This is a genomic window from Kouleothrix sp., from assembly GCF_046328425.1.
Lineage (GTDB): Bacteria > Chloroflexota > Chloroflexia > Chloroflexales > Roseiflexaceae > Kouleothrix.
Map to the genome: position 1 here is coordinate 42839 of NZ_JAXLWP010000006.1, position 22471 is coordinate 65309.

Here is a 22471-nt window from a genome sequence, read left to right on the forward strand (position 1 = left end):
TTGCACGAAGCGGCTACAATCCTTCGACATAGCGGCCAGGGTTGATCTGCCCGGCCGGGTCGAACTCGCCCTTGATCCGGCGCATCAGATCGAGCCCGGGCGGTTGCTCGCCCCAGCGCGGCACGCCCTGCAGCGCGCACGCCACCCACTGCAGCCCCGGCAGCGCTGCCAGCAGCGCGCGCTCGGTTGTGGCGCCCAGCGGGCGCAGCCGCGCGTAGATCACGCCGTTGAGCGCCCGCGCGCTGATGCTGGCCTGCCCGCCATTGCGCGCCGCCAGCGCCTCGATCTGGCCGATCGCCTGCTCGGTGGCGCCCGGCAGCGTCGCCAGCTTGATCACCGCCTCGTCGCCAGCCAGATCGGCTAGCTGCGGTAGGTCGGCCACGCGTAGCCAGAACTCGGTGTCCTGATCGTGATCCAGGCGCGTTGTGTCGGTCGCCTCGTGCGCCAGCGCCAGCGTGCGCAGGTCGCTCAGGTGGCGCTCGACTGCGGCCGGCAGCCCTTCGGCGCGCAGCGCCAGCGCGCACTCTCCGCCAAACTCCAGCGCGCTCAGCGCGCCGCGGTTCAGGTACTCGGCGGCTGTGGGCGTCAGCTGTGTGCGCTGCAGCGCATCGATCGCCGCGAACGCCGCTGCCGACCGCCCGAACCGGCACAGCAGCGTAGCCGACGCGCGCGGCAGCGGCAGCAGCTTAAAATTGGCCGACGCGATGACCGCCAGCGTGCCGAGGCTGCCGTGGTACAGCTTCATCATGTCGAAGCCGCTGACGTTCTTTACCACCATGCCGCCCGCGCGCGAGACGCGCCCGCCGGCTTCGACCACGGTGATGCCAATCAGCAGCTCGCGCAGCGTGCCGTAGCCCAGGCGGCGCGGGCCATCCGCCGCAGTGGCGATCAGCCCGCCGATCGTGGCGCGCGCCGGCAGCGGCGGGTCGAGCGGCAACATCTGGCGGTGCTGCCCGAGGTAGTCGCGCAGCGCGCCGATCGTCATTCCGGCCCCAACCGAGATCGTCAGATCGGCAGGCTCGTGCATCAGCACCGCGTTGAGTCTGCCCGTACGCACTACCAGGCCGAGCCGGCCGGGCGGGTTGCCGATCTGCTGGTGCGTGCCGCCGCCCCACGGCGCGACAGCAGCGCCGTGCTCGTGCGCTATGCGCAGCACTGCCGCCAGCTCCTCCAGGCTTCCGGGCGCAGCCACGCAGCCGGGCACCACGCCTTGAACCGCGTAGCCCGCGCGGCCAGCTAGGTCGCCAAGCACGTAATCTGATCCCACAACCGCGGCCAGGGCCGACGCAAGGGCATGCTGCTCACTCATACGACTCCTAGCTCTTTCTGCATTGCTTTTGGTCGCGCTAGCGTGTCAACCGCCGTGCTCATAGCCATGCCGCGCTTGGCGCGTCGCGCTGGTCGCGCACGCCCGAGACGTCGGCCGGGCCGAGCGCGCCGCGCCGCAGCGCCGCCAGCTCGCCGCAGCCGCGCCCGGCCGGAAACACCTTGCCTGGGTTGAATAATTCAGCGGGGTCGAAGCACTGCTTCAGGCCGGCCATTGCCGCGAGGTCGTCGGTGGAAAACAGCATGGTCATATAGTCGCGCTTCTCGACGCCAATGCCATGCTCGCCGCTGATCACCCCGCCCTGGTTGATCGACTCGTGGAGCACCTGCGTGGCCGCCAGCAGCGCGCGCTCGAGCTGGCTTTTGTCGCGCCGGTCGAACAGGATCAGCGGGTGCAGGTTGCCATCGCCGGCGTGGAATACATTCGCGATCGGCAGGCGAAACTCCTGCGATACCTCGCCGACGCGCGCGAGCGTGGCCGGCAGGCGCGTGCGCGGCACAACCGTGTCGACCAGGTAGTAGCTTGGCGAGAGCCGCCCCATCGCGCCGAATGCGTTCTTGCGCGCGGCCCACACCTGCGCCTGCTCTTCGGCAGTTTTGGCCGGCCGTACCTCGATCGCCCCAAAATCACGGCACGTGCTCGTCACCTCGGCCAGCAGATCGTCTAGGCCGTCGGCCACGCCGTCGAGCTCGATCAGCAGCGCCGCACCAGCGCTCTCGGGCAGGCCCAGCCGGTACATCCCATTCACAGCCTTGATCGCCAGCTGGTCCATCATCTCGAGCGCCGCCGGCAGAAAGCCGCGCGCTACCACCGTCGAGACCGTCTGCGATGCTGATGGAATGTCGGGGAATAGCGCCAGCACGACGCGCTGGGCCTCGGGCAGGCGCGTCAGCCGCACCCACGCCTCGGTGATCACGCCGCACATACCCTCGCTGCCCGTCAGCACGCCCTGCAGGTCGTAGCCGATCCGGTCGGCGCGGCCGTCGCCAGTCCAGATCACGCTGCCGTCGGGCAGCACCACCCGCAGCGCCAGCACATGGTCGGTGGTGGTGCCATACTTGAGGCAGTGCGGCCCGCCGCTGTTGTTGGCAATATTGCCGCCTACGGTACAGGCTTTTTGCGATGAAGGGTCGGGCACGAACTGGTAGCCTTGCGGTGCGAGAAACTGGCTCAGCTCCCAGTTGATCACGCCGGGCTGCACGCGCGCGCGCCGGTTGCGCGTGTCGACCTCGAGCACCTTGTCCATGCGCGTAGTCGAAATCACGACGCCGCCCTGCATAGGCGTGGCGCCGCCGGCCAGCCCGGTGCCGGCGCCGCGCGGCACGATCGGTACGCCTGCGCGTAGTGCCAGCCGAACCACGTCGGCTACCTGCTCGGTGGTGGCCGGCAGCACCACCAGGTTTGGCGCGTGCAAGTCCATAACGCAGCCGTCGGCTTCGTAGGTCATCAGCGCGGCGGCATCGTCGACGACGGCACGCGCGCCAACGACACGTCTAAGCTCCGCGGCGAGGTTAGCGCGATCCATGCCTGCTCCTTGCTGATCAATGGATGTATGTGAGCCTCTATGGTAGCACGTTTTTGGGCAAGCGTGGTCGGCGTCGTGCAGCGAAAAGGGCGGCTTGCGCCGCCCCTGCTCCGAAAGTGGTATGTGCGGCTCGTTTATTTCTTCGGAATGCGCAACACCTGGCCGACGCGCAGGCTGTCGGGGTTCGCGATCTGGTTGTTCGCGATGATGTCTTTGACTGTGACGCCGTATTGCTTGGCGATCGCCTGAAGTATGTCGCCGCGCTGCACTGTGTATTCGGCGAAGCCGCCCGTGGCCTCGGCAGTGGCAGCGGGCGCGCTGGTGGCCTCGGCGGTGGCTTCGGCAGTGGCTTCGGGCGCGCTGGTGGCCTCGGCGGGAGGCGCGGCGGTGGCCTCGGGCGCGCTGGTGGCCTCGGCGGTGGCTTCGGCAGTGGGCGCACTGGTGGCTTCGGCGGCGGGCGCCGCTGTCGGGTTCGTGGGCGTTGCCTGCAGGCTGGTCGGCGCCGCAATGCCGGCGCTAATCACTGGGCCTGTTTGCGCCGACATCCCAGTGACAATGTACCCGGCCGCCGCCGCAACCACACCAAAAAGCACACACACGAGCACAATCATTCTTCGTTGCATACGCACTCCTTTATGGACAACTATACTCAACAATCACAATGTTCTAAATAGCGGCTTTATGTAGTAAACGTCGTCGGGTGGCTCGGCGCTACGCTGTGAGATAAACAGTTTGTCATAATTGCGGCTGAATTATGCCAGTTGCCAGGCTATCTTCTGGTATAATAGCCCAGACCGACGCCATGGTCTATACGACATAGGGAGAGTCGTGAGCATGGAGCAAAAACCAACTATTCTCATCATGGACGATGATCTTGCTATGCAGACAGTGCTTGAGATCGCGCTGCGCGAGGCAGGCTATCAGGTCATTCTTGCCAACGACGGCCAGGAGGGCATCGATAAAATTCGCTCGCTCAAGCCGAACTTGGTGGTATCGGATATCATGATGCCACAGATGGACGGTGTCGAGGCGTTTAACCTGATCAAAGAAGAGCTGCAGGACGACGGCATTCCGATCTTTATCATGACTGCGCTCAATCGCAAGCCCTGGTTCGCCGATATGGAAGCCGATGGCGCGGTGATCATCCAAAAGCCGTTCGAGGTCGATCAGTTCGTGCAGCTCGTCAACGATATGCTGCTCTGATACGCCGGCCGTTCTCCGGCCATTTCCTCTCTCATCGCCTAAATTCGGGGCTGCCAGGCTGCTGAAGCCTGCCGCCCCGAATTGTTTTTCCCTCCCCTCCCCGCCGCTGGTTTGGGCCGCCCCCTGCCCATTGCCCTTCGGCAGGCGCCCCGCTTTGTAGGCTGCTCCGCCCCCTGCTACGCTCCATAACATAAATTGACGCCAGATTCGGCTCATAATGATCTAATTGTCGTAGTAATTGCTTTCATTTCGCAATACGCTTACGTAACAAATTGAACGGTGTATCGGTCTATTCGTAGAGCGTTCGGAGCTGATTAGCGAAAGAACGGTCTAGCTGCATACTAAAACGCAAGAGCTTCATTATCCCACGGCATACGGATCTGGCTAGCATATCACCCGCGATGCCAACGTGCTAGTGGCATAGGTATCAACGAGTATCGTAACCGAGAAATGACCTTGCGTGTCATTTCGCCGGAACCGTGTTCCTCAGCAGGATATGGTTGCCGGTTGTATTTGCGTCTGTACGCTGAAGACAGGAGGCCCGCTTGTGAGTCGCCGCAGAGGATGGATCTTCTTTGTTGTGGGCCTTGCGCTTGCGCTAGGCACCGGGGTGCTGGTGTTCATTTTCCTGCAGCGCCAGGCGGTGATCGCCGAGCAGCAGTCGCGCCAGGCCGCGCTCGAAAAATACGCGCCGCCGCCTACCATGCCGATCGCCGTAGCCGCGCGCCCGCTTGAGGCTGGCACAACGCTGACGCCGAACGACTATGTGATGAAAGAGTTTCCGCTCGATCTGGTGCCGATACAGGCAATCACCGACACCACCAAGCTCGATAACCAAATGCTGGTGCGGCACGTCGGCCAGGGCGAAACGTTTCAGACCGCGCAGTTCCTGGGCGGCCAGGGCTCGTCGATCAGCCAGCAGATCAAAAAAGGCTACGTGCTGTTTGCTTTTCCAATCATCGATCTTATGAGTCAGAGCAATGTTCTCCAGGAAGGCGATCATATCGACCTGTATATCACCCTGCCGCTCAAAGAGCTGGGCAAGGGCCAGGATCAGCCCGATAAAGATCTGGGCAAAGCCACCGCGCTGACACTGCAGAACATCGAGGTTTTCAAAATTTTACGCTCGGTCAAGCAGCAGGACGACAAAGAGGAAGGCGCGCCAACCGCGCTGCTGTGCAGCGTGACGCCTTCCGACGCGGTGATCTTGAAATATGCTAAGGACTCGGGTGGCACGATCGACTTTGCGCTGCGCTCGCCAGCCGACAAAGATCCGTTCACCACGCCGTGGATCGATCCACTGGAGTTCTCGCGTCGCTACTTGCTCTCGCAACAGTAGCGTGTGGCTACGATGGCCAACAAGGGTTCGTAGAAAGGAACCTTGCCGTGATTGGTAACACACTACCCCATATCGTCGTCATTACTGCCCCCGAGCGGCTGGAGCAAGACTGGATCCAGCGGCTGTCGAACGAGGCTAGCTTTGGGCGAGTCGACCGTGCCGGCGTAGTGCAGGCAGGTCTGGATCTCGTTCGCCAGACCAATCCGGCACTGGTCATTGTCGATCGCGATTTCGAGCAGGCCGAGGCTTGCGTGCGCCAGATCTTTACGACCATGCCCACCACAATCTGCATTGCGATTGTGCCGAAGCCCGATGTCGCCGCGCTGCGCCGGCTGGTGGCCGCCGGTGCGCGCGATGTGCTGGTGCGCGCGGCGTTTGAGTACAACGAGCTGCTCGAGAGCGTGCGCTCGCTGGTAGCCGCCGAGCAGGATCGCCGCACCCGCGCTCAGGCTGGCCCGGGCGAGGGCCGCTCGAGCTCTAGGGGCCGGCTGGTGGTGGTGTTCTCGCCCAAGGGCGGCTCGGGCACCACCACGATCGCTACGAACCTGGCGGTGGCGCTGCGCCAGATGGGCGCGGGCCGGGTGGTGCTGGCCGATTTTAGCTTCCAGTTCGGCGATGTTGGCGTTCAGCTCAATATCTGGTCGAAATATACCATCCAGGATCTCTTGCCACGGGTCGACGAGATCGACGATGCCATGCTCGCGCCGGTGCTCCAGCAGCATAGCTCGGGCATTCAGGTGCTGCTGGCGCCTACCACGCCCGACGGCGCCGGCGAGGTCACGGTCGATCAGCTGAACGTGGTGCTCGATCGGCTGCTCGAGCGCAACAGCTATGTCGTCGTCGATACCTGGTCGTTCCTCGACGATGTGGCCGGCACGCTGCTGCGCCGCGCCGACGAGGTGCTGGTGGTGGCCACGCCCGAGGTGCCGGCGCTGCGGAGCGTCAAGCAGTTCCTCGAGTTTATTCGCCAGCAGGGCCTGATATCCGGCCGGCTCACTCTGGTACTCAACCGCTTCCCCAGCGTCAACAACATCTGGCTCGAAGATGTGCAGCAGCACCTACGGCATCAGGTCGGCGCGAATATTCCCAGCGAGGGCCGCCTGATCACCCACAGCATCAACCGCGGCGTGCCGATCGTCATCTCGCACCCGCAGAGCTGGGTAGGCCAGTGCATGATCAAGCTGGCGGCGCATATCGCCGGCGATGCGATCGACCCGATCTCGCTGGCGCCCGACAAAAACCAGCTGAAGCATATGTCGCAGCCCGAAGACAAGGGCCGGCGCAACTTCTTCCGCTTTGTACGGCGCGAGGCATAGCGCGCCACAATACCCGGTGAACCTGCGAACGCGGTGGCAGATTGAAGGAGCTTGACCCATGAATCGAATTCGCTTTTCGCGCCCTGCTGAGCCCAAGCCGGCGCCAGCCGAGCCGAGCGCCCCAGCCGAAACCCGCCAGCCTTCGGCCGAGGCGCAGCCGGCGCTGGCCAGCGGCATTGTGTCGCGCGAAGACCGCGAGCTGATCGAGCAAGTACAATCGCGCCTGCTCTCGGAGTCGACAGCGCTCAACGCCGGTCGCGAATCCGATTATCTGCATCGCCGGATCGCGACGCTCGTCGGCGAGCAGCTCGACCTCACCGGCCGGGTGATCTCCGACCGCGAGCGGCTGCGGCTCACGCGCTTGGCGCAGGCCGAGCTGCTCGGCTTTGGCCCGCTGGAGCCGCTCCTCGCCGACGAGAGTATCTCGGAGATCATGGTGAATGGCCCCGATCAGATCTGGGTCGAGCGCAACGGCAAGCTCCAAGAAACCAATACGCGCTTTGCCGACGACGACCACGTGCGGCGAATTATTGATCGCATTATCTCGCCGCTGGGGCGCCGCTGCGACGAGACCATGCCGATGGTCGACGCGCGCCTGCCCGACGGTAGCCGCGTCAACGCGATTATTCCGCCGCTCTGCCTGAATGGCCCATCGCTGACGATCCGTAAATTTTTCAAAACTCCGCTCTCGGGTGCCGACCTCGTGCGGCGCGGCAGTGCCTCGACCGAGCTGATGGATTTCTTGTATGCCTGCGTGCTCGGCCGGCTGAATGTGATTGTTTCGGGCGGTACCGGCACTGGCAAAACCACGCTGCTGAACGTGCTTTCGTCGTTTATCCCCGAAGACGAGCGGATTATTACGATCGAGAATGCCGCCGAGCTGCAGCTGCAGCAGCGCCACGTCGTGACGCTCGAGTCGCGACCGGCCAATATCGAGGGGCGCAACGAGATCAGCATCCGCGATCTGGTAGTCAATGCCCTGCGTATGCGCCCCGACCGGATCGTCGTCGGCGAGTGCCGCGCGGGCGAGTCGCTCGATATGCTCCAGGCCATGAATACCGGCCACGACGGCTCGATGACCACGCTGCACGCCAACAGCCCACGCGATGCGCTGCACCGCATGGAGACGATGGTAATGATGGCCGGCATGGACCTGCCGATCCGCGCCATCCGCGAGCAGATCGCCTCGGCGATCAATGTGATCGTGCAGCTCGAGCGTATGCAGGATGGCTCGCGCCGGATTACGTATGTCTCCGAGATCACCGGCATTGGCAGCGAAGCCATCACTATGTCGGATCTGTTCTTGTTCCAGCGCCAGGGCGTGCAGGACGGGCGGGTGATTGGCAAGATTATGCCGACGGGTATTCGGCCACGCTTCATGGAGCGCCTGCAGCAGCTGAACATCACGCTGCCCCCGCAGGTTTTTGGCGGAAACCCGGCTGCGCGCTGATCGATAGGTGGATGCTGCGATGAGTATAATTGTCGATCTTTTGCCATATAGCGCGGCAATGTTGGGCAGCGTGGCGGTGCTGACGTTTCTGTTCGGCCTGCGTCGCATCCTCCGCCGCGACATCACCGTCGACACCCGCCTGAGCACATACCTGGAGCCGGGCAGCGTCGCGCCACAGCTGGAAGAAGCGCCTGCGGCGCCGGCGCTGGCCGAGCGGCTCAACAGCGTGATCAAGCAGCAGAGCTTTGCCGAGCGCATCGAGCAAGATCTGCAGCAGGCCGATCTGCCGCTCACCGTGCCGGAGTATCTGCTGGTGCGGGTTGGCGTGGCGCTGCTGCTGGCCATCGGCGCGCTGCTGCTCTGGCGCTCGATCCTGGCGATCCCGCCGGCAATGCTGGTTGGCTATATCATCCCGATCTTTTGGCTGCGGCGGCGGCGCACCCTGCGCAACCGCGCGTTCAACGACCAGCTGGCCGAAACACTGGCGCTGATCGCCGCCTCGATGCGCGGCGGCTTCAGCTTGCTTCAGTCGGTTGCACAGGTGGCGAAGGACGCCCCCGAGCCGACCAAGCGCGAGCTGACGCGCGTCGGGCAGGAGATCCAGCTTGGCTTGAGCCTGCCGCAGGCGCTCGATAACCTGGTGGTGCGCATGGAGAGCGAAGACCTCGACCTGGTGGTGACGGCGATCAAGATCCACGCACGGGTCGGCGGTAACCTGACGACCATACTCGATACCATCAGCAATACCATCCGCGAGCGTGCGCGCTTGCGCCGCGATGTGCGCGTGATCACATCGATGCAGCGGATGTCGAGCTATATCATTGGCTTTCTGCCGATCGGCCTGGCGCTGATTATTTTCACCATCAACCCGAAGTACATGAGCAAGCTATTTCTGCCGGGCTGGACGCTCTGCATCCCGATTGGCGCGATATTCTTCTGGCTGATCGGCTTTTTGGTCATTCGCAAGATCGTCGATATCAAGGTGTGAGGCGCGCGCGATGGTAATGATAGTAGCACTGAGCGTCATGGCCGCCTTGAGCATAGGCTTTGTGGTTGTCGGTGTGATGGCAACCCAGCGCGATAAACAGCTCAGCCGGCGGCTCGACGTGTACCTTTCGACTGGCGACCCCGAGCAAAGTGTGACGCTGAAGGAGCTTGAGCTTTCGAAGCCCTTTCGCGAACGGGTGATCTTTCCTGCCGCGCAGCGCGCTGCACGCCTGTTCGTATGGATGCTGCCGAAAACTCGCGTTCAAGCTTTGCGGCAGCGCCTGGTGATGGCCGGTAACCCTTCGAATATTCAGCCAACGGCGTTTATTGGCGTCAAGGGCCTGGTGATGGTGCTGACGGTCGGCATGTCGTTGGCCTTCGGCTACCTGACGCATTACCCGGCGACGTTTTTTAACATGCTGATGCTGGGCTTGCTCGCGTTTTGCTCGTTCGCGCTGCCCGACTTCTGGCTTTCGCGGCGTGTTACGCAGCGCCAGCTGGCGATCGTGAATGCGCTTCCCGACGCCCTCGACCTGCTGGTGATCGCCAACGAGGCCGGCCTGAGCTTCGAGAGCGCAATGCAAGAGATCACCAGCAAGTGGGATAACGAGCTTGCGGCGGAGTTCGGGCGAGCGCTCGCCGACATGCGCATGGGCCAGGCGCGCCGCGAGGCGCTGACGGCGCTTGGCGATCGGACTGGCGTGCTTGATGTGAACACCTTTGTCTCGGCGGTGAACCAGGCCGAGAGCATGGGCGTGAGCATTGGACGGGTGCTGACGGTGCAGGCCGAGGAGCTGCGCGTGAAGCGCCGCCAGCGCGCGCAGGAGCGTGCCAACCAGGCCCCGGTGAAAATGATGATCCCACTGGTGTTTTTGATCTTCCCGTCGATCTTTGCGGTGCTGCTCGGGCCGGCTGTGCCCGAGCTGCTGACGGCTTTCGGCGGCCTGTGAGCGCGTGCGAGCAAGTTCGGCGTATCGAATAGTATTTCAGGAATGACACCGCAATGTACGATGAGCAGAATCTCAAACCCGAAGAGCTATACGAGCGCGGCTTAGCTTACTACCGTGCGGCCGAATGGGAAGCTGCCATTCAGGATTTTTCGCGGCTGCAGGCTACGAGCAATGCCTTCCCCGAGGTCGATGATCTGCTGGCCAATGCCAAGTTGAAGATCGAGATTGAGCGATCCGAGGCGCCGCCCGGAATTCTGCCGCCTAAATACCGTACGTTTCTGCGCCCGCGGTTTGCCACTGCGGTGCCGGTGCTGCTGATCCTGGGCTTGCTCCTGCTGGCGCTCCGGCCCAAAACCGACCCAGCGCCAACGAGCGCCCCCGCGCCGACGCAGGCGCTGGCGCTGCCCACCCGCGCCCCGACAAATACGCCGGTGCCGGCGCCGACGGGCACGGCCGCGCCAACAGGTACGCCAGCGCCTACCGCGACGCCTGGCCCCGGCACGCTGGTAGTGCGCCTGGCGGCGCAGCAGTCGCAGCCACAGCTCGACAGCATCGAATTGATCCTTGATGCGTCGGGCAGCATGGGCGCGCTGGTTGGCAATCGGCGCCGTATTGATATTGCTCACGACGCGCTGGCAACCCTGATCGGCCAGATGCCGGAAGGCGTTAATGTCGGGCTGCGCACGTATGGCCACCGCCGCTCGGGCGACTGCAACGACATTGAGCTGGTGGTGCCGCCTGGGCCGCTCGACCCGGCCAACATGACGGCGCATATCAATGCGATAAACCCGGTGCGCTTGGGCCAGACGCCACTTGGCGCCAGCCTGAGCCTGGCGGGTGAAGATCTCAAGGCGGTGTCGGGTGATGTTCGCGTGGTGCTCGTGACCGACGGGGAAGAAACCTGCCGTGCCGACCCGGTACGTGTGGCAGCGCAGCTGCGCGCGAACAACCCCCGCCTTACACTCGACGTGATTGGCTTCAATGTCGACAGCCGTACGTCGGCGCGGCTTGGCGCGATAGCGCAGGCTGGCGGCGGGCGCTACTTTGACGCAGCCGATGCCCAGCAGCTGGTTGATGCGCTGCGCCAATCGGTGCTGCGTACGTACCGGGTGCGCGACGCGGCTGGCAACGAGGTGTACACTGGCCAGCTGGGCAGCAGCGCCAACCTGCCTGCCGGCCGCTATACCGTCGAGATCGCCGGCGCGGCGCCGCTGACGATCGGCGGTGTGACTGTGGATGGCGCACATCCGGCTACAGTCGAGCTGCACGAGGAGAATGGCAAACTGGTAGCGACTTTAGCGCCCTGACCGGGCTTCGAGCTAGGCACCGGCTGGCGCGTTGAGCTGGTCGAAGAACGGCCGCAGTTTGGCGTAGGTCTGGTCGAGGGCTTCGGGAATAAGCTTGGTGCCGCCGACGATCGGCATAAAGTTCGAGTCGCCGTTCCAGCGCGGCACGATATGCATGTGCAGGTGTTCGTCGATGCCGGCGCCGGCGGTGCGGCCGAGGTTCATGCCGATGTTGAAGCCATGCGGCGCCAGCGCTTCAGCAAGGATTGCCACGCAGCGCTGGGTAAGATCGAACAGCTCGTGCGCACTGGCAGGCGCCAGGCCGGGCAGATCGGCAGTGTGGAGGTAGGGCACTACCATCAGGTGCCCGGTGTTATACGGGTAGAGGTTCATCAATACATAGCAGCCGGTGCCACGGTATAGCACCAAGCTGCTCGAATTCGGCTCAGTTTGGCCGTTTGCGCATAGCACGCATGCCGGATCGGCAGGGGTAGCTGCGCTTTTGATATACGCCATGCGCCATGGTGTGAATTTAATGTCCATGTGGAAACGCTCCTCTTGGTAGGGTGCCCGACAGGCGCATCATACCACGACCGCTGCCAAGTGGTAGCAGGCGCACGCCGCGACCGCGAGAGGAACGTTTTGGTGGTAAGGAGGATGTTGGGCAATGCGAGCATATTCTACACGACATCGCAAGCCTCGCGCGCAGAGTATGGTCGAGTTTGCGCTGATTCTGCCGGCCTTGGTGCTGCTGATTGTTGGAATTGTTGAGATGGGCTATGCGACGTTCATCTATGTTGAAGTGAACAACGCAGCACGCGAGGGCGCTCGTTCGGCGGCGGTACACGCCTGCCCAAACAACGACGATTATATCGCGATTCGAGCAGCGGCGCGCGCTCGGGTGGTCGCGCTGGTCGATCAATCGAGCATTACGCCGCGGCTCGACTATATCGGCGTATCGGTCGACACCGCGCCGAACACCCCGCTGTCTACCGGCACAACCGGGTATGTTGGCCTGCCGAAGCAGAGCTTTGGCGACCCAGTGACGGTGACGGTGCAATACTCGTTTGATCTACTCGACCCGCTTACGCGCAGCGTCATCCCGCATGTGAACGTTGATGCGGTGGCGAGCCGTACGATCACGACTGGCTGCCAGGTGACATCCGGGTTCGTGCCGACGCCGACGCCGGTGCCGCCGACGCCGACGCCAAGCGACACGCCGACGCCAAGCGACACGCCGACGCCAAGCGACACGCCGACGAACACAGCGACGAGCACGGCCAGCCCGACCAGCACTTCGACCAGCACGCCGAGCAATACGCCGACGCGCACCAACACGCCAACGATTACGAATACGCCGAGCAATACGCCGACGCGGACGAGCACGCCGACGCCGAGCAATACGCCGACGCGGACGATCACGCCGACGCCGAGCAATACGCCGACGCGGACGATCACGCCGACGCCGAGCAATACGCCGACGAATACACTGACGCCAACCGCGAGCGGCACGCCAACCAAGACGCTGACGCCGACGAATACGAGCACGCCGACGATCACGCCGACGCCGACAAACACGCCAACAGCGCACCAACACGCCGACGATTACAAACACGCCGACGCGCACCAGCACGCCGACGATTACAAACACGCCAACAAACACGCCGACGCGCACCAACACGCCGACGGTTACGAATACGCCGACGCCGAGCAATACGCCGACGCGCACAAGCACGCCAACGATCACGCCGACGCGCACAAGCACGCCAACCGCCACCAGGACATCGACGCCGACGAATACGCCGCTGGCGCCACCGACAAACACGCCGACGCCAACGCCGCAGCCGCTGGCGGTGAGCGTGCTGCCTCAGAAGTATACGGTGACGAATGGTGGAACTGTAGCGGCGCCGTTCTACCTGCAGGTGCAGGTGTACAACCCGCTCACCGGCCAGGGTATTGCCGGTGTCACCGTCACGATCTATCGCTCGAAGAATGGTGTTGCCCAGTCGTCGCTCACGCTGACAACCGACTCGAATGGCATCGCGCAGATCTGTGGTATGTCGGGGTACACCGTGTCGGATCAGCTGCAAATCGGCTACCCGGATGTTTCGGCGCCGGGGTATATAACCGCGCCAGGCGATAGCAACGTGCCGGTGACGACATCGCCGGGCGTGCCATCATTCTGCTAGAGACGAAGCTGATGAAGAGTAATCGTACACAACATGGGCAGGCGTTGATCGAGTTTGCGCTGGTGGCGGTGCTGCTGCTGACGCTGCTGATGGGCGGTGTTGATTTCGCGCTGGCCTACTCGTCGCAGGTGGCGCTGCGCAATGCAGTGGCCGAAGGGGGCTACTACGCCATGCAGCACCCGCGCGACGAGCCAGGCATTCGCGGGCAAGTCGAGAGTGAGCTGGCCCAGCGCACATTTCTCGAAGAGGTGAGCGTCACGATAAACCAGTGCATCGACGACGCGGTAGGCAGCAAGGAAACGACGATCGAGGCGACATACCACCACAATCTGCTGTTTAGCTACCTGGTGCCCAGCATGCAGGTGACGCTGCGCAGCCGGACGGTGGTTCCGCAGCTGGGTTGTTGAGCGAGGAGCAAGGACATGATCCGACGACATGCGCATCAGCCGGGCCAGGCGGTAGTACTGGTGGCGCTGGTGCTCGTGCTGCTGGTGGCGCTGGTGGGCTTGGGCGTCGACGGCGCATATGCATTTGCGCAACGCCGCAATGCCAATATTGCGGCCGACTCGGCGGCGATGGCCGGCGCTCGCGCGCTGCTCGATGCGAACCTCGACAGCTCGCAGAATCATAACAGCACGGTGTACAACGCGATCGACAGCTACCTGAACGCGCATCTTAGCGGCAGCTCGGCCGGGTCGATCAGCTGGACAGCCTACTATATCAGCAAGGTCGGCACGCCGATTGGCAGCGCGATCGCGAACAATAGCAGCTCGGTGCCGCAGGTGAAGGGCATCAACGAAACCTCGGATGATATTCGTGGGGTTTCGGTTGAGCTGCACTATACGTTCCACACGTTTTTCATGCCGCTGATGGGGCGCGACACGCTGAACGCCCAGGCGTTTGGGCTGGCGTTCGTCGGCCCGCTAGGCGGCGCGAGTGGGGTGGACATTGTGCCGCTGGCGATCAATCGTACCTGGGCGTCGCTGTGGTCGCGCTCGGTGACGGGAACGGCGTGGGATATTGATATGTTCAGCTCGACCGTCACGACCTCGACAAGCGGGCATATTGGCACGGTGGATCTGCGCCAAGTGACGCTGCTGCCGGATGGGCCGGCGCCGCCGCTGGGCTCAACCAGCAGCTGCAACAGCTACAGCGAGACGGCATTTGAAGACAACCTGAGCTACTGGTGGTGCAAGGGCTCGGCGCATCGGCTGGTGAGCGACACCGAGCAGCAGACGCTGGCTGTGCCGGTGAATAGCGCGCTGAAAAATGCGGTGGACTGGCGGATTAGCCAGGCCGATCGTTCGACGGTGCTGTTTCCGGTGTACGAGCGGCTTTCGTCGGGCGGCGCGATCTCATATAACATACGCGGCTTTATGGCGATCAAGCTGGTGAGCCGCAGCGGCAACGTGGTGCGTGGCGAGCTGGTGAAATACTATAGCGCGCCCGGCCCGATCAACGGCAACACTACCTCGTTCTTTGGCACATTCGCGATCAACCTGGTGCAATAGATTTTATGCGCTCTCGCTTGATCATGTATAGATTGTGTGTCACTGCGTAGCTTCGCCACGCAGTGACACACAAAATAGGAGATTACCCAGTTGGCGTGCTTAGCCTTCGGCAGAGTGGTACTTTCCTTTTGGACGTGTGCAGTTTTTCCGCGCGGAGCGCGGAAAAACTGCACACAGAAGATGAATAAGTACCATGCTGCCGCAGGCTCGATCTCGTCGCTTGAGCAAGCCGAAACACGCAAATGCGTAACTCTTAACAAAAAGAAATTTGGGGGCGACGAGGTCGCCCCCAAACCCCCATCAAGGCGAAACTGCCCCAAACCCCCACATCAAACCAAGCGATTGGCCTTTATGCGCGCCCGTCGGGCAGGGCTGGCGGGGCTGGCTGGCTTGCCAGCAGCTGGGTGATGATCTCGCTGCGCGGCGGCACCAGGGTGATCGGCACCTTACCCTCGATAAGCCGCTGGTTCTCGAGGATCTCGAAGAGCGCCTGGGCCACCTCGGGATCTTGCGCGATCTCGTTGAGCGCAGCGCCGACAATCGTCGGGCGCATGGCTTCGGCCTTGGCAAACTCGATGGCGGCCTGGCGCTCGGCGGTGCTGGTGATGATGCTGACCTGGTTGGCGCCATCCTGCTTGATCGCCGAGGTGACCTGGCGCAGCCGGTTGACGACCTTGGCCTCGATCTGGCGAATCATGCCCTCATCGCGGAAGTGCACTTTGCGGATGTAGATCGAGCCGAGCTGGTAGCCCCACTCGTGCGACTTGGGCGAGACTTCGGCGCGCACGGCCTGGCTCATGGTATGGCGCGTCTCGAGCATATCGGCCAGCGGCATGTTGCTGAGGTTGCGCACCACCGCATTGCTGACATTCGCCGCCAGCGAGCCGCGCGGGTCGGCGTTTTTGAACAGGTAGGCCACCGGGTCGCTGATATACATCTCGTACCAGATGCCGATGCCCATGGGTGCGCCTTCTTCGGAGTTGACCGGCTGGCTGCGCAGGTACACCTGGTCGCGGCGCATGTCGAGCACGTGGCGGCGGCCGGCGAAGCTGATGATAAACGCGGCCGGGCCGAGCTTCAGCGGCAGGAAGTACAGCCCTGGCTCGCGCAGCACCGCCTGCACCTTGCCGAACAGCACGTACACGTGGCAGGTGCCCTCGTTGACGATTGCGTAGAGGCCGAAGAAGCGCGCGAACCCCAGCACAACCGGCACGAGCAGGAAGCTGAGGATGAAAGTGACAAACGCGCTGATCAAGAATGTGCTCATTCTTTCACCTCCAGGATGGCGCGCTGGGCCTGGTTGTAGAGCCGCAGGCGCACATTGCGCAGGTACAGCTCGAGCGCGCGCGGGCCGTTGCGCTTGAGCTCGGCGAGCTGCCCCGCCAGCGCGCGCAGCGGCTCGACCTCGGCATGGGCCTTGAGCGTCTCGATCTCGACAGCGCGGCGCGACTGCACGATCTTCTGATCGGCGGCGGCCTGGGCCAGGCTGATGTCGGACGACACCTGGTTATGGGCGGTGTTGATCGCCGCGAGGGCCGACTCAACCTCGGGCGGCGGGTCGATGCCGGTGATCAGCGAGGCGTCGAAGGTAATGCCGTAGCGCGCCTCCGACGAGAGGCACTCGCGGTCCATGAGCTCGTTGAGGTCGCGCAGGTTTTTGCGCAGGTCGTTGATCGAGACGCCGGTGACGATATTGCTGTCGAGCTGGATGGTATCCATGGCGTTGGCGCGCGGGGCCTCGAAGTTCGCGATGCGCTCGCGCAGGATCGAGATGAAGTAACCGAGCACGTGCACCACCGGCTGCTTCACGCCAAACAGGTAGGCGTAGAGGTTGCGCTCGCAGACGCGGTAGCGGATCTGGCCGGTGAGGCCGATATTGAGCTGATCTTTGGTGACGGCGGCGAGCTCGGTGCCCTGCTTGTTGGCGGTAGGGTCTTCGGGATCCGAGGCCATGTTCACCGTCTGCGTGGCCACCGAGACCTTGTAAATGCGCTCCCAGGGCCACTTCCAGTAGGGGCCGCCGGGCGGGATGACGCGCACCTGCGGGTAGGCGTAGCGCTCGCGCTCTTCGGGGCGCAGGTATTCGGCGAACGGGTCTTCGAGCGTGGATTTGCCCAGGCGCTCGGCGCGGCCGAAGATCGTTTTGACGGCGCGCTCGTTCTGGTTGACGGTATAGAAGCCACCGATCAGGTAGCGCACCAGAAACCAGGTGACGAAGCCGAAGATGAGGCCGGTGAAAAGCATATTTCCTCCTCCGCTATTCCGATGCAGATTGCAGCTGCCACACGAGCAGGGCTTTCGCGGTTGGCGTGCTCCGCCTTCGGCAGAGCGGTACCGCCTGATAGACTGCGTGGTTTCCCCGCGCGGGAACACCGCAACGCAGAAGATGAGCAAGTACTATGCTGCCGCAGGCGAAAACGCGTACCTTGAGGAAGCCGCATCACGCAGGTGCGTAACTCCTACCTAGATCTACGCAGAGTAGGCCGCCGGGTTTCGGCGGGCGCTATAGCGGAGCACTTGGGCGCTCTGATGCGCTCGAGCGACACTCCACCGCTATCTCGGCTCCTGGCCACTAGGAGAGGCGAGCGACCTCCTGGCGCAGAATGCGCCGGGCGATCGCCAGCGACGTGGCGTAGGTCGGATCCATGCCGAAGTACGACAGATTGCGCGAGCCGAGATTGAGCCCTTTGCTGTAGGGAGTATCGGAGGCGTAGTGCAGGAAGCCGATATCGAAGGGCGGGCGTAGAAAGCTGACGTTCTGATCGCGCGGGTAGCGCTCGGCGAAGGTGTGCTCGTAGATCGCGTTGAGATACGGGCCGGCCTCCATCTCGACATCGGTGAAAAAGTCGCGGTAGAGTGCGTCGAGGAAGGCAGTGTTTTGCAGGAATGTGCCGCGCGACGTGACGGCCTTCTGGTTATCGAGGACGCTGCCGTGGGCCAGGTAGGGCTCGATGTCGGCGGCGCTGAAGGCCGAGGCGAAGCTGTAGGTGTTGTCGGTGTGCTCGTCGTAGACCATGTTGGGGATGAGCACATCGCCGATCTTGCCGTTGAGCGTGGCGGCTTTGCCGAGCACATACACGCCGCGCAGCTCGCCAACGCTACGGCCGACGATCTTGAGAATGTGGTAGGCGGCCAGGCCGAGCGGGTAGTCGATATTCACCAGCAGCGCGTCGCTCGCGCGCAGGCGTTCGGCACCCTCCACGCGGATGCGCGGGTCGAGGCAGGCCGGGTCGAGCTTGCTGAGCTCGATGACCTGGGCGTCGACATCGACATAAAATTTGCTGGGCACGCGATGAATGCCGAGGGCGCGCTCTTCGGCGGCGCGCTGCTCGAAATAGGCGGCGCTAGCGGGGGCGGCCTGGTACTTCTTCTGGACATAGTAGAAGAAGTTTTCGAGCGACGAAGGCACCTGCTCGTCGACGATCTTCTGGTACTCGGCCAGCAGGCCGCCGTGGTCGCGCGCGCGGATGAAGCCGAGCAGCTCGTCGGTGTGGCGCAGCGCGAAGCCCGAGAGGAGATTGATCAGGCTGTGAGTATTGCTGGAGACGAAGTAGACCGGGCGTTGGCTGAAGCAGATCGGCTGAAGCTCGTGCTCGATCTTCCACCACCAGCGCAGCGTGGCGCGCTCGTAGTCCATGAGCGAGCCGCCGAGCATACGCACGGCGAAGCGCTTCTTCCACTGGCCGATGCGCAGCAGGCGCTCGGCCAAGGCCTCGCCCCAGATCGTACGGAGGCGCGCGATGTCGTCGCGGGCGAGGCCGGCGGCGGCCAGCAGCTCGTTTTGCTCGTCGCTGGGGATGGCGACCCGGTCGCGCAGGCGCTCGAGACCGCTGAGCAGGCGGTGGTCGGCCAGCAGCGTATGAATTTTGTTCCACTCAATCTGGAACGCCACCAGGATGGGGATGAGGTCGTCGAGGTCGGATGGGCTAGCGATCAGCACGGCGAGCGTCTCGTGGCCGTCGAAGAAGATCTTGCGGCGGCGGCCGGGCGCGCTGACCGGCTGCCAGGCGAGGACATCGCCGTAGCCGTGGCGGGCGAAGACCTCGTGCGACTGGCCGAGCAGCACAAGGCGCACGGCGTCGATGCAGGCGGGCAGGCGCAGCGAGGTATAGGTGAGCGCGGCGAGATCGGGGGTTTGCTCGCGCACGAGGTGGTGCAGGCTAGGCTCGAAGGCGGCGTACTGCTCGACGAGCGCCTGGATCTGGATCTCGCCGGTGCTGCGCAGCAGTGAGTGGTAGGTGCGGTGGAACAGGTCGAGCGGTGCGCGGACGGTATGATCTCTCAGGTGCATGAGTGCCTCTTGCGCGGTTCGCCGGCTGGATGGGCCTCCCGCCGATCGGGCGCGCTCGCCGGCTCTGGCGAATCGTTTCTGGTGATCAGTATACCAGATGTTGTCTGCGCCGGTCTGACGTACTATTCAGGTTGGTATTGCAGTTTGTTCAGGCGCGGCCCTCGCGCCTCAGCCCCTCCTCGGCGCGCGCGAGATGGCGATGTTTGCTGCGGCCTGGCGGTTTCGGCGAAGCTGAAACCGCCAGGCCGCAGATCATTCTGCGGTATGATATGCGCCTGGAGATGCATATATCGTGGAGACTATGGCAAGCAGATCAATCGCGCGCGGCGGTGCGGCGCGCCAATCGTACCTGGCGGTGCTGGCGATGGCCGGCATCAATATCATCTGGGGTGCGGCATTTCCGCTGACCAAGCCGGCGCTGGCGAGCATCCCGCCGCTGACATTTGCGCTGCTGCGGTTCGTGCTGGCGCTGGCGGTGCTGCTGCCGCTGGCGCGCGGCGCGGCCTGGCGGCTGCTGCGCGGCCCCGACGCCGGGCGGATTGTGGCGATGGGGCTGAGCGGCTTCTGCTTTGTGCAGCTCAGCCAGACGCTGGCGCTGCAGCTGAGCCCGGCGGCCGATATCGCGATGATCGCCACCACCACGCCGCTGTGGGTGGCGGTGCTGGCGTGGCCGTGGCTCGGCGAGCGGCTGAGCTGGCGCGGCGGGCTGGGGTTTGTGCTGGCGATCGGCGGGCTGCTGCTGATCCTGTGGCCGCAGGGCGGCGACGGGGGCGCGTTCGCCAGCCGCCTGCTGGGCGACGCGATCTTTGTGGCTGGCTCGCTTGGCTGGGCGGTGTACAACCTGCTGGGGCGCGACCTGATGCGCCGCCACGCGCCGCTGCCGGCAACCGCCGCGGCCGGGCTGGTGGGCACGCTGGCGATGCTGCCGTTCGGCGCGTACGAGTGGGCCGGCGGCCAGCTGCCGCGCTTCACGCCGATCGGCGTGGCGGCGCTGGCGTACACCGGCCTGCTGGTAACGGTGTTCGGCTTTCTGGTGCTGTTCTGGGCGCTTGGGCGGGCAGGCGCCGCGCCGGTGGCGGCGATGATGTACTTTCAGCCGCTGGCCGGCGTGCTGCTGGCCTGGCTGTTTCTGGGCGAGCCGCTGGGTGCGGCGTTTGTGCTGGGCGCGGCGCTGATGCTGGTGGGCGTGAGCCTGGTGGTGCTGCGGCCGGAAGGTATTGCTACAGATGATGATCCGGTTCTTTGATAAGAGGAGCGGCCTAGCGTGACAACAACTGATTTCACACGGCCGTGGGTGCCGGCCGAGCTTGAGGCAGCGATCGAGGAGCGCGCGGCGCACTACCGTGGGCTTGGATCGGACGCGCTCGAGCGCGAGGTGCACGAGCTGCTGGCGCGCCACGAGCAGTACATGGATCGCGAGTGCCTGAGCCTGTACGCCGGCACGAACGTGCTGAACCCGCGCGCCGCGCGGCTGATGGGCGCGAGCGTTGGCAGCCGGCCGAGCCTGGGCTACCCTGGCGCGAAGTACGAGATGGGCATGCAGCACGCCGAGCAGCTGGAGATCATCGCGGCCGAGCTGCTGAAGGAGCTGTTTGGCTGCGCCTACGCCGAGTTTCGGGTGGGCAGCGGCTCGCTGGCGAACCTGTATGCGTACATGGCCTGCACCAAGCCGGGCGACCGGATCATGGCCTTTGCCGACAGCGCGGCCGGCCACGTGACGCACCACCAGGCCGGCGCGGCCGGGCTGTATGGCCTGGAGATCCACGACGTGCCCTACGACGCGGCGCGCATGTCGATCGACGTGGCAGGGCTGCGCGCTGCGGCCGAGCGCATCCGGCCAAAGCTGATCATTGTGGCCGGCAGCATGTGCCTGTTCCCCTACCCGGTGGCCGAGGCGCGCGCGGTGGCCGACGCGGTGGGCGCATACCTGATGTACGACGCGGCGCATATGTCGGGCCTGATCGCCGGCGGCGCGTTTCAGCAGCCGCTGGCCGAGGGCGCGCACCTGATGACCAGCTCGACCTACAAATCGTTTGGCGGGCCGCCCTCGGGCATGATCCTGACGAACGAGCCCGAGCTGGCGCGGCGCCTCGACGCAATCGCCTACCCAGGGCTGACGGCGAACTTCGACCTGGGCAAGACGGCCGCGCTGATCGTGGCGATGCTCGACCTGCGCGAGTTTGGGCGCGCGTATGCGCGCACGTGTATCGCGAACGCGCAGGCGCTGGCGGCGGCGCTGGCCGAGCGCGGCTGCCCGGTGCACGCGGTGGCGGGACGTGGCTACACCGAGTCGCAGCATGTGGCGATACACGCGCAGGCGTACGGCGGCGGCACGGCGGCCGCGCGCGTGCTGGAGCGGGCGAATATTCTGACGAGCGGGATCGAGCTGCCGCTGCCGCCGGTGCCGGGCGACTTCAACGCGCTGCGGCTGGGGACGCAGGAGATCACGCGCTGGGGCATGCAGCCGGCGGATATGCCGCGCGTGGCCGAGCTGATCGCGCGGGTGCTGGTGGCCGGCGAGGCGCCCGAGCGGGTGCAGCCCGACGTAGTGGCGCTGCGGCGCGGCTTTCAGCAGCTGCACTTTGTGCGCCAGTAGGGCGAGAAAACGCAGCCGGCGGCTGGCATTGGGTTGCTGCCAGCCGCCGGCTCGGCGCTACTGCCCGCAGGCTACTCGATGCCGACCAGCTCGAGGTCGAATGTGAGGTCGTAGCCGGCGAGCGGGTGATTGGCGTCGAGCGTCACGGCGTCGGCGGTGATCTCGCTGACGGTGACGACCATGGGCGTGCCGTCGCCCTGCTGGATCTGGTACTGCTCGCCGAGCGTCGGCGTGAAGTTCGGCGGCAGCTGCTCGCGCCCAACCTCGAACACCATATCGTCCTGATACTGGCCGTAGGCGTCGTCGGCGGGGATGACCACCTGCTTGCTTTCGCCGGGCTGCATGCCGAGCACGGCCTGGTCGAAGCCGGGGATCACCTGGCCCTCGCCGAGCGTGAACGCCAGCGGCTCGCGCTCGCGCGAGCTATCGAAAACCGTGCCGTCGGCCAGCGTACCGGTATAGTGAACCTGCACGGTATCGCCGTGTTTTGCCTGTGCCATA

At 64.3% G+C, this 22471-nt stretch carries 21 protein-coding genes and 1 pseudogene; 13 read left to right on the forward strand and 9 right to left on the reverse strand.

All coding sequences use genetic code 11. From position 1 onward, the window contains the following. Nucleotides 1–13: 13 nt before the first annotated feature. From U0177_RS06335 to U0177_RS06345, 3 genes are all read right to left on the reverse strand, one after another. Complete coding sequence (locus tag U0177_RS06335; protein WP_409569764.1) at nt 14–1309, reverse strand: FAD-binding oxidoreductase; 1296 nt, start codon at nt 1307–1309, stop codon at nt 14–16. A 58-nt stretch (nt 1310–1367) separates the two neighbouring features. Further along, complete coding sequence (locus U0177_RS06340; protein ID WP_409569765.1) at nt 1368–2852, reverse strand: FAD-binding oxidoreductase; 1485 nt, start codon at nt 2850–2852, stop codon at nt 1368–1370. Between the two features lie 134 nt (nt 2853–2986). Continuing rightward, nucleotides 2987–3475 (reverse strand): LysM peptidoglycan-binding domain-containing protein, encoded by a 489-nt coding sequence (locus tag U0177_RS06345; RefSeq protein WP_409569766.1) that lies wholly within the window; start codon nt 3473–3475, stop codon nt 2987–2989. Between the two features lie 211 nt (nt 3476–3686). Between U0177_RS06345 and U0177_RS06350 the strand changes: the two genes are divergently transcribed. The 7 genes from U0177_RS06350 to U0177_RS06380 all read left to right on the forward strand — a co-directional run bounded on the left by U0177_RS06350 (nt 3687) and on the right by U0177_RS06380 (nt 11404). Continuing rightward, nucleotides 3687–4055: a response regulator gene (locus tag U0177_RS06350; RefSeq protein ID WP_409569767.1), complete on the forward strand. Its 369-nt coding sequence runs from the start codon at nt 3687–3689 to the stop codon at nt 4053–4055. A 547-nt stretch (nt 4056–4602) separates the two neighbouring features. Continuing rightward, a complete protein-coding gene (cpaB, locus tag U0177_RS06355; protein ID WP_409569768.1) occupies nt 4603–5394 on the forward strand; it encodes a Flp pilus assembly protein CpaB in 792 nt (263 codons plus the stop codon). 47 nt (nt 5395–5441) lie between these two features. After that, complete coding sequence (locus U0177_RS06360) at nt 5442–6710, forward strand: AAA family ATPase (protein WP_409569769.1); 1269 nt, start codon at nt 5442–5444, stop codon at nt 6708–6710. A 58-nt stretch (nt 6711–6768) separates the two neighbouring features. Further along, a complete protein-coding gene (locus U0177_RS06365) occupies nt 6769–8160 on the forward strand; it encodes a CpaF family protein (protein WP_409569770.1) in 1392 nt (463 codons plus the stop codon). A gap of 19 nt (nt 8161–8179) precedes the next feature. Further along, entirely contained in the window at nt 8180–9148 is a 969-nt protein-coding gene (locus tag U0177_RS06370; RefSeq protein WP_409569771.1) for a type II secretion system F family protein, read from the forward strand. A gap of 76 nt (nt 9149–9224) precedes the next feature. Then, nucleotides 9225–10097 (forward strand): type II secretion system F family protein, encoded by an 873-nt coding sequence (locus tag U0177_RS06375; protein WP_409569772.1) that lies wholly within the window; start codon nt 9225–9227, stop codon nt 10095–10097. 53 nt (nt 10098–10150) lie between these two features. Continuing rightward, nucleotides 10151–11404 (forward strand): vWA domain-containing protein, encoded by a 1254-nt coding sequence (locus U0177_RS06380; protein ID WP_409569773.1) that lies wholly within the window; start codon nt 10151–10153, stop codon nt 11402–11404. A gap of 12 nt (nt 11405–11416) precedes the next feature. Here U0177_RS06380 and U0177_RS06385 read toward each other — a convergent pair whose 3' ends face one another. Beyond that, a complete protein-coding gene (locus tag U0177_RS06385) occupies nt 11417–11926 on the reverse strand; it encodes an HIT family protein (protein ID WP_409569774.1) in 510 nt (169 codons plus the stop codon). A 169-nt stretch (nt 11927–12095) separates the two neighbouring features. Here U0177_RS06385 and U0177_RS06390 point away from each other — a divergent pair. Then, a pseudogene (locus U0177_RS06390) lies at nt 12096–12155 on the forward strand (TadE/TadG family type IV pilus assembly protein); the annotation flags it as partial. Nucleotides 12156–12328: 173 nt separating this feature from the next. Here U0177_RS06390 and U0177_RS06395 read toward each other — a convergent pair. After that, on the reverse strand, nt 12329–12961 hold the full coding sequence (locus tag U0177_RS06395; RefSeq protein WP_409569957.1) for a hypothetical protein: 633 nt from the start codon (nt 12959–12961) through the stop codon (nt 12329–12331). A gap of 302 nt (nt 12962–13263) precedes the next feature. Here U0177_RS06395 and U0177_RS06400 point away from each other — a divergent pair, with 302 nt between their 5' ends. From U0177_RS06400 to U0177_RS06410, 3 genes are read left to right on the forward strand one after another with little or no spacing between them, the layout of a single operon-like run. Continuing rightward, entirely contained in the window at nt 13264–13572 is a 309-nt protein-coding gene (locus U0177_RS06400; RefSeq protein WP_409569958.1) for a hypothetical protein, read from the forward strand. An 11-nt stretch (nt 13573–13583) separates the two neighbouring features. Beyond that, nucleotides 13584–13979, forward strand: coding sequence for a TadE/TadG family type IV pilus assembly protein (locus U0177_RS06405; protein WP_409569775.1), 396 nt, complete (start codon nt 13584–13586; stop codon nt 13977–13979). A 15-nt stretch (nt 13980–13994) separates the two neighbouring features. Continuing rightward, nucleotides 13995–15083, forward strand: a complete 1089-nt coding sequence (locus U0177_RS06410) for a pilus assembly protein TadG-related protein (protein ID WP_409569776.1) — start codon at nt 13995–13997, stop codon at nt 15081–15083. Between the two features lie 349 nt (nt 15084–15432). On the opposite strand, the gene U0177_RS06415 is transcribed toward U0177_RS06410, so the two are convergent. From U0177_RS06415 to U0177_RS06425, 3 genes are all read right to left on the reverse strand, one after another. Continuing rightward, nucleotides 15433–16350, reverse strand: a complete 918-nt coding sequence (locus tag U0177_RS06415; protein ID WP_409569777.1) for an SPFH domain-containing protein — start codon at nt 16348–16350, stop codon at nt 15433–15435. Beyond that, nucleotides 16347–17327: an SPFH domain-containing protein gene (locus U0177_RS06420; RefSeq protein ID WP_409569778.1), complete on the reverse strand. Its 981-nt coding sequence runs from the start codon at nt 17325–17327 to the stop codon at nt 16347–16349. Before U0177_RS06420 ends, U0177_RS06415 begins: the two co-directional genes overlap by 4 nt. Nucleotides 17328–17655: 328 nt before the next feature. After that, the gene (locus tag U0177_RS06425; RefSeq protein ID WP_409569779.1) at nt 17656–19374 is read right to left on the reverse strand and encodes a DUF6909 family protein; all 1719 of its coding nucleotides are present in this window, start codon (nt 19372–19374) and stop codon (nt 17656–17658) included. Nucleotides 19375–19675: 301 nt separating this feature from the next. Between U0177_RS06425 and U0177_RS06430 the strand changes: the two genes are divergently transcribed. Together U0177_RS06430 and glyA are read left to right on the forward strand one after the other, a co-directional pair. Then, complete coding sequence (locus U0177_RS06430) at nt 19676–20620, forward strand: DMT family transporter (RefSeq protein ID WP_409569780.1); 945 nt, start codon at nt 19676–19678, stop codon at nt 20618–20620. An 18-nt stretch (nt 20621–20638) separates the two neighbouring features. Further along, nucleotides 20639–21970, forward strand: coding sequence for a serine hydroxymethyltransferase (glyA, locus tag U0177_RS06435; protein ID WP_409569781.1), 1332 nt, complete (start codon nt 20639–20641; stop codon nt 21968–21970). Nucleotides 21971–22041: 71 nt separating this feature from the next. Here glyA and U0177_RS06440 read toward each other — a convergent pair whose 3' ends face one another. After that, the gene (locus U0177_RS06440) at nt 22042–22470 is read right to left on the reverse strand and encodes a peptidylprolyl isomerase (protein ID WP_409569782.1); all 429 of its coding nucleotides are present in this window, start codon (nt 22468–22470) and stop codon (nt 22042–22044) included. Between the last annotated feature and the right edge of the window lies 1 nt (nt 22471).

Excerpts from the sequence above, each read along its gene's own strand:
- U0177_RS06335 (WP_409569764.1), bottom strand. The coding sequence starts at position 1,309 with ATGAGTGAGCAGCATGCCCTTGCGTCGGCCCTGGCCGCGGTTGTGGGA.
- U0177_RS06340 (WP_409569765.1), bottom strand. The coding sequence starts at position 2,852 with ATGGATCGCGCTAACCTCGCCGCGGAGCTTAGACGTGTCGTTGGCGCG.
- U0177_RS06345 (WP_409569766.1), bottom strand. The coding sequence starts at position 3,475 with ATGCAACGAAGAATGATTGTGCTCGTGTGTGTGCTTTTTGGTGTGGTT.
- U0177_RS06350 (WP_409569767.1), top strand. The coding sequence starts at position 3,687 with ATGGAGCAAAAACCAACTATTCTCATCATGGACGATGATCTTGCTATG.
- U0177_RS06365 (WP_409569770.1), top strand. The coding sequence starts at position 6,769 with ATGAATCGAATTCGCTTTTCGCGCCCTGCTGAGCCCAAGCCGGCGCCA.
- U0177_RS06370 (WP_409569771.1), top strand. The coding sequence starts at position 8,180 with ATGAGTATAATTGTCGATCTTTTGCCATATAGCGCGGCAATGTTGGGC.
- U0177_RS06375 (WP_409569772.1), top strand. The coding sequence starts at position 9,225 with ATGGCAACCCAGCGCGATAAACAGCTCAGCCGGCGGCTCGACGTGTAC.
- U0177_RS06380 (WP_409569773.1), top strand. The coding sequence starts at position 10,151 with ATGTACGATGAGCAGAATCTCAAACCCGAAGAGCTATACGAGCGCGGC.
- U0177_RS06385 (WP_409569774.1), bottom strand. The coding sequence starts at position 11,926 with ATGGACATTAAATTCACACCATGGCGCATGGCGTATATCAAAAGCGCA.
- U0177_RS06405 (WP_409569775.1), top strand. The coding sequence starts at position 13,584 with ATGAAGAGTAATCGTACACAACATGGGCAGGCGTTGATCGAGTTTGCG.
- U0177_RS06410 (WP_409569776.1), top strand. The coding sequence starts at position 13,995 with ATGATCCGACGACATGCGCATCAGCCGGGCCAGGCGGTAGTACTGGTG.
- U0177_RS06415 (WP_409569777.1), bottom strand. The coding sequence starts at position 16,350 with ATGAGCACATTCTTGATCAGCGCGTTTGTCACTTTCATCCTCAGCTTC.
- U0177_RS06420 (WP_409569778.1), bottom strand. The coding sequence starts at position 17,327 with ATGCTTTTCACCGGCCTCATCTTCGGCTTCGTCACCTGGTTTCTGGTG.
- U0177_RS06425 (WP_409569779.1), bottom strand. The coding sequence starts at position 19,374 with ATGCACCTGAGAGATCATACCGTCCGCGCACCGCTCGACCTGTTCCAC.
- U0177_RS06430 (WP_409569780.1), top strand. The coding sequence starts at position 19,676 with ATGGCAAGCAGATCAATCGCGCGCGGCGGTGCGGCGCGCCAATCGTAC.
- U0177_RS06440 (WP_409569782.1), bottom strand. The coding sequence starts at position 22,470 with ATGGCACAGGCAAAACACGGCGATACCGTGCAGGTTCACTATACCGGT.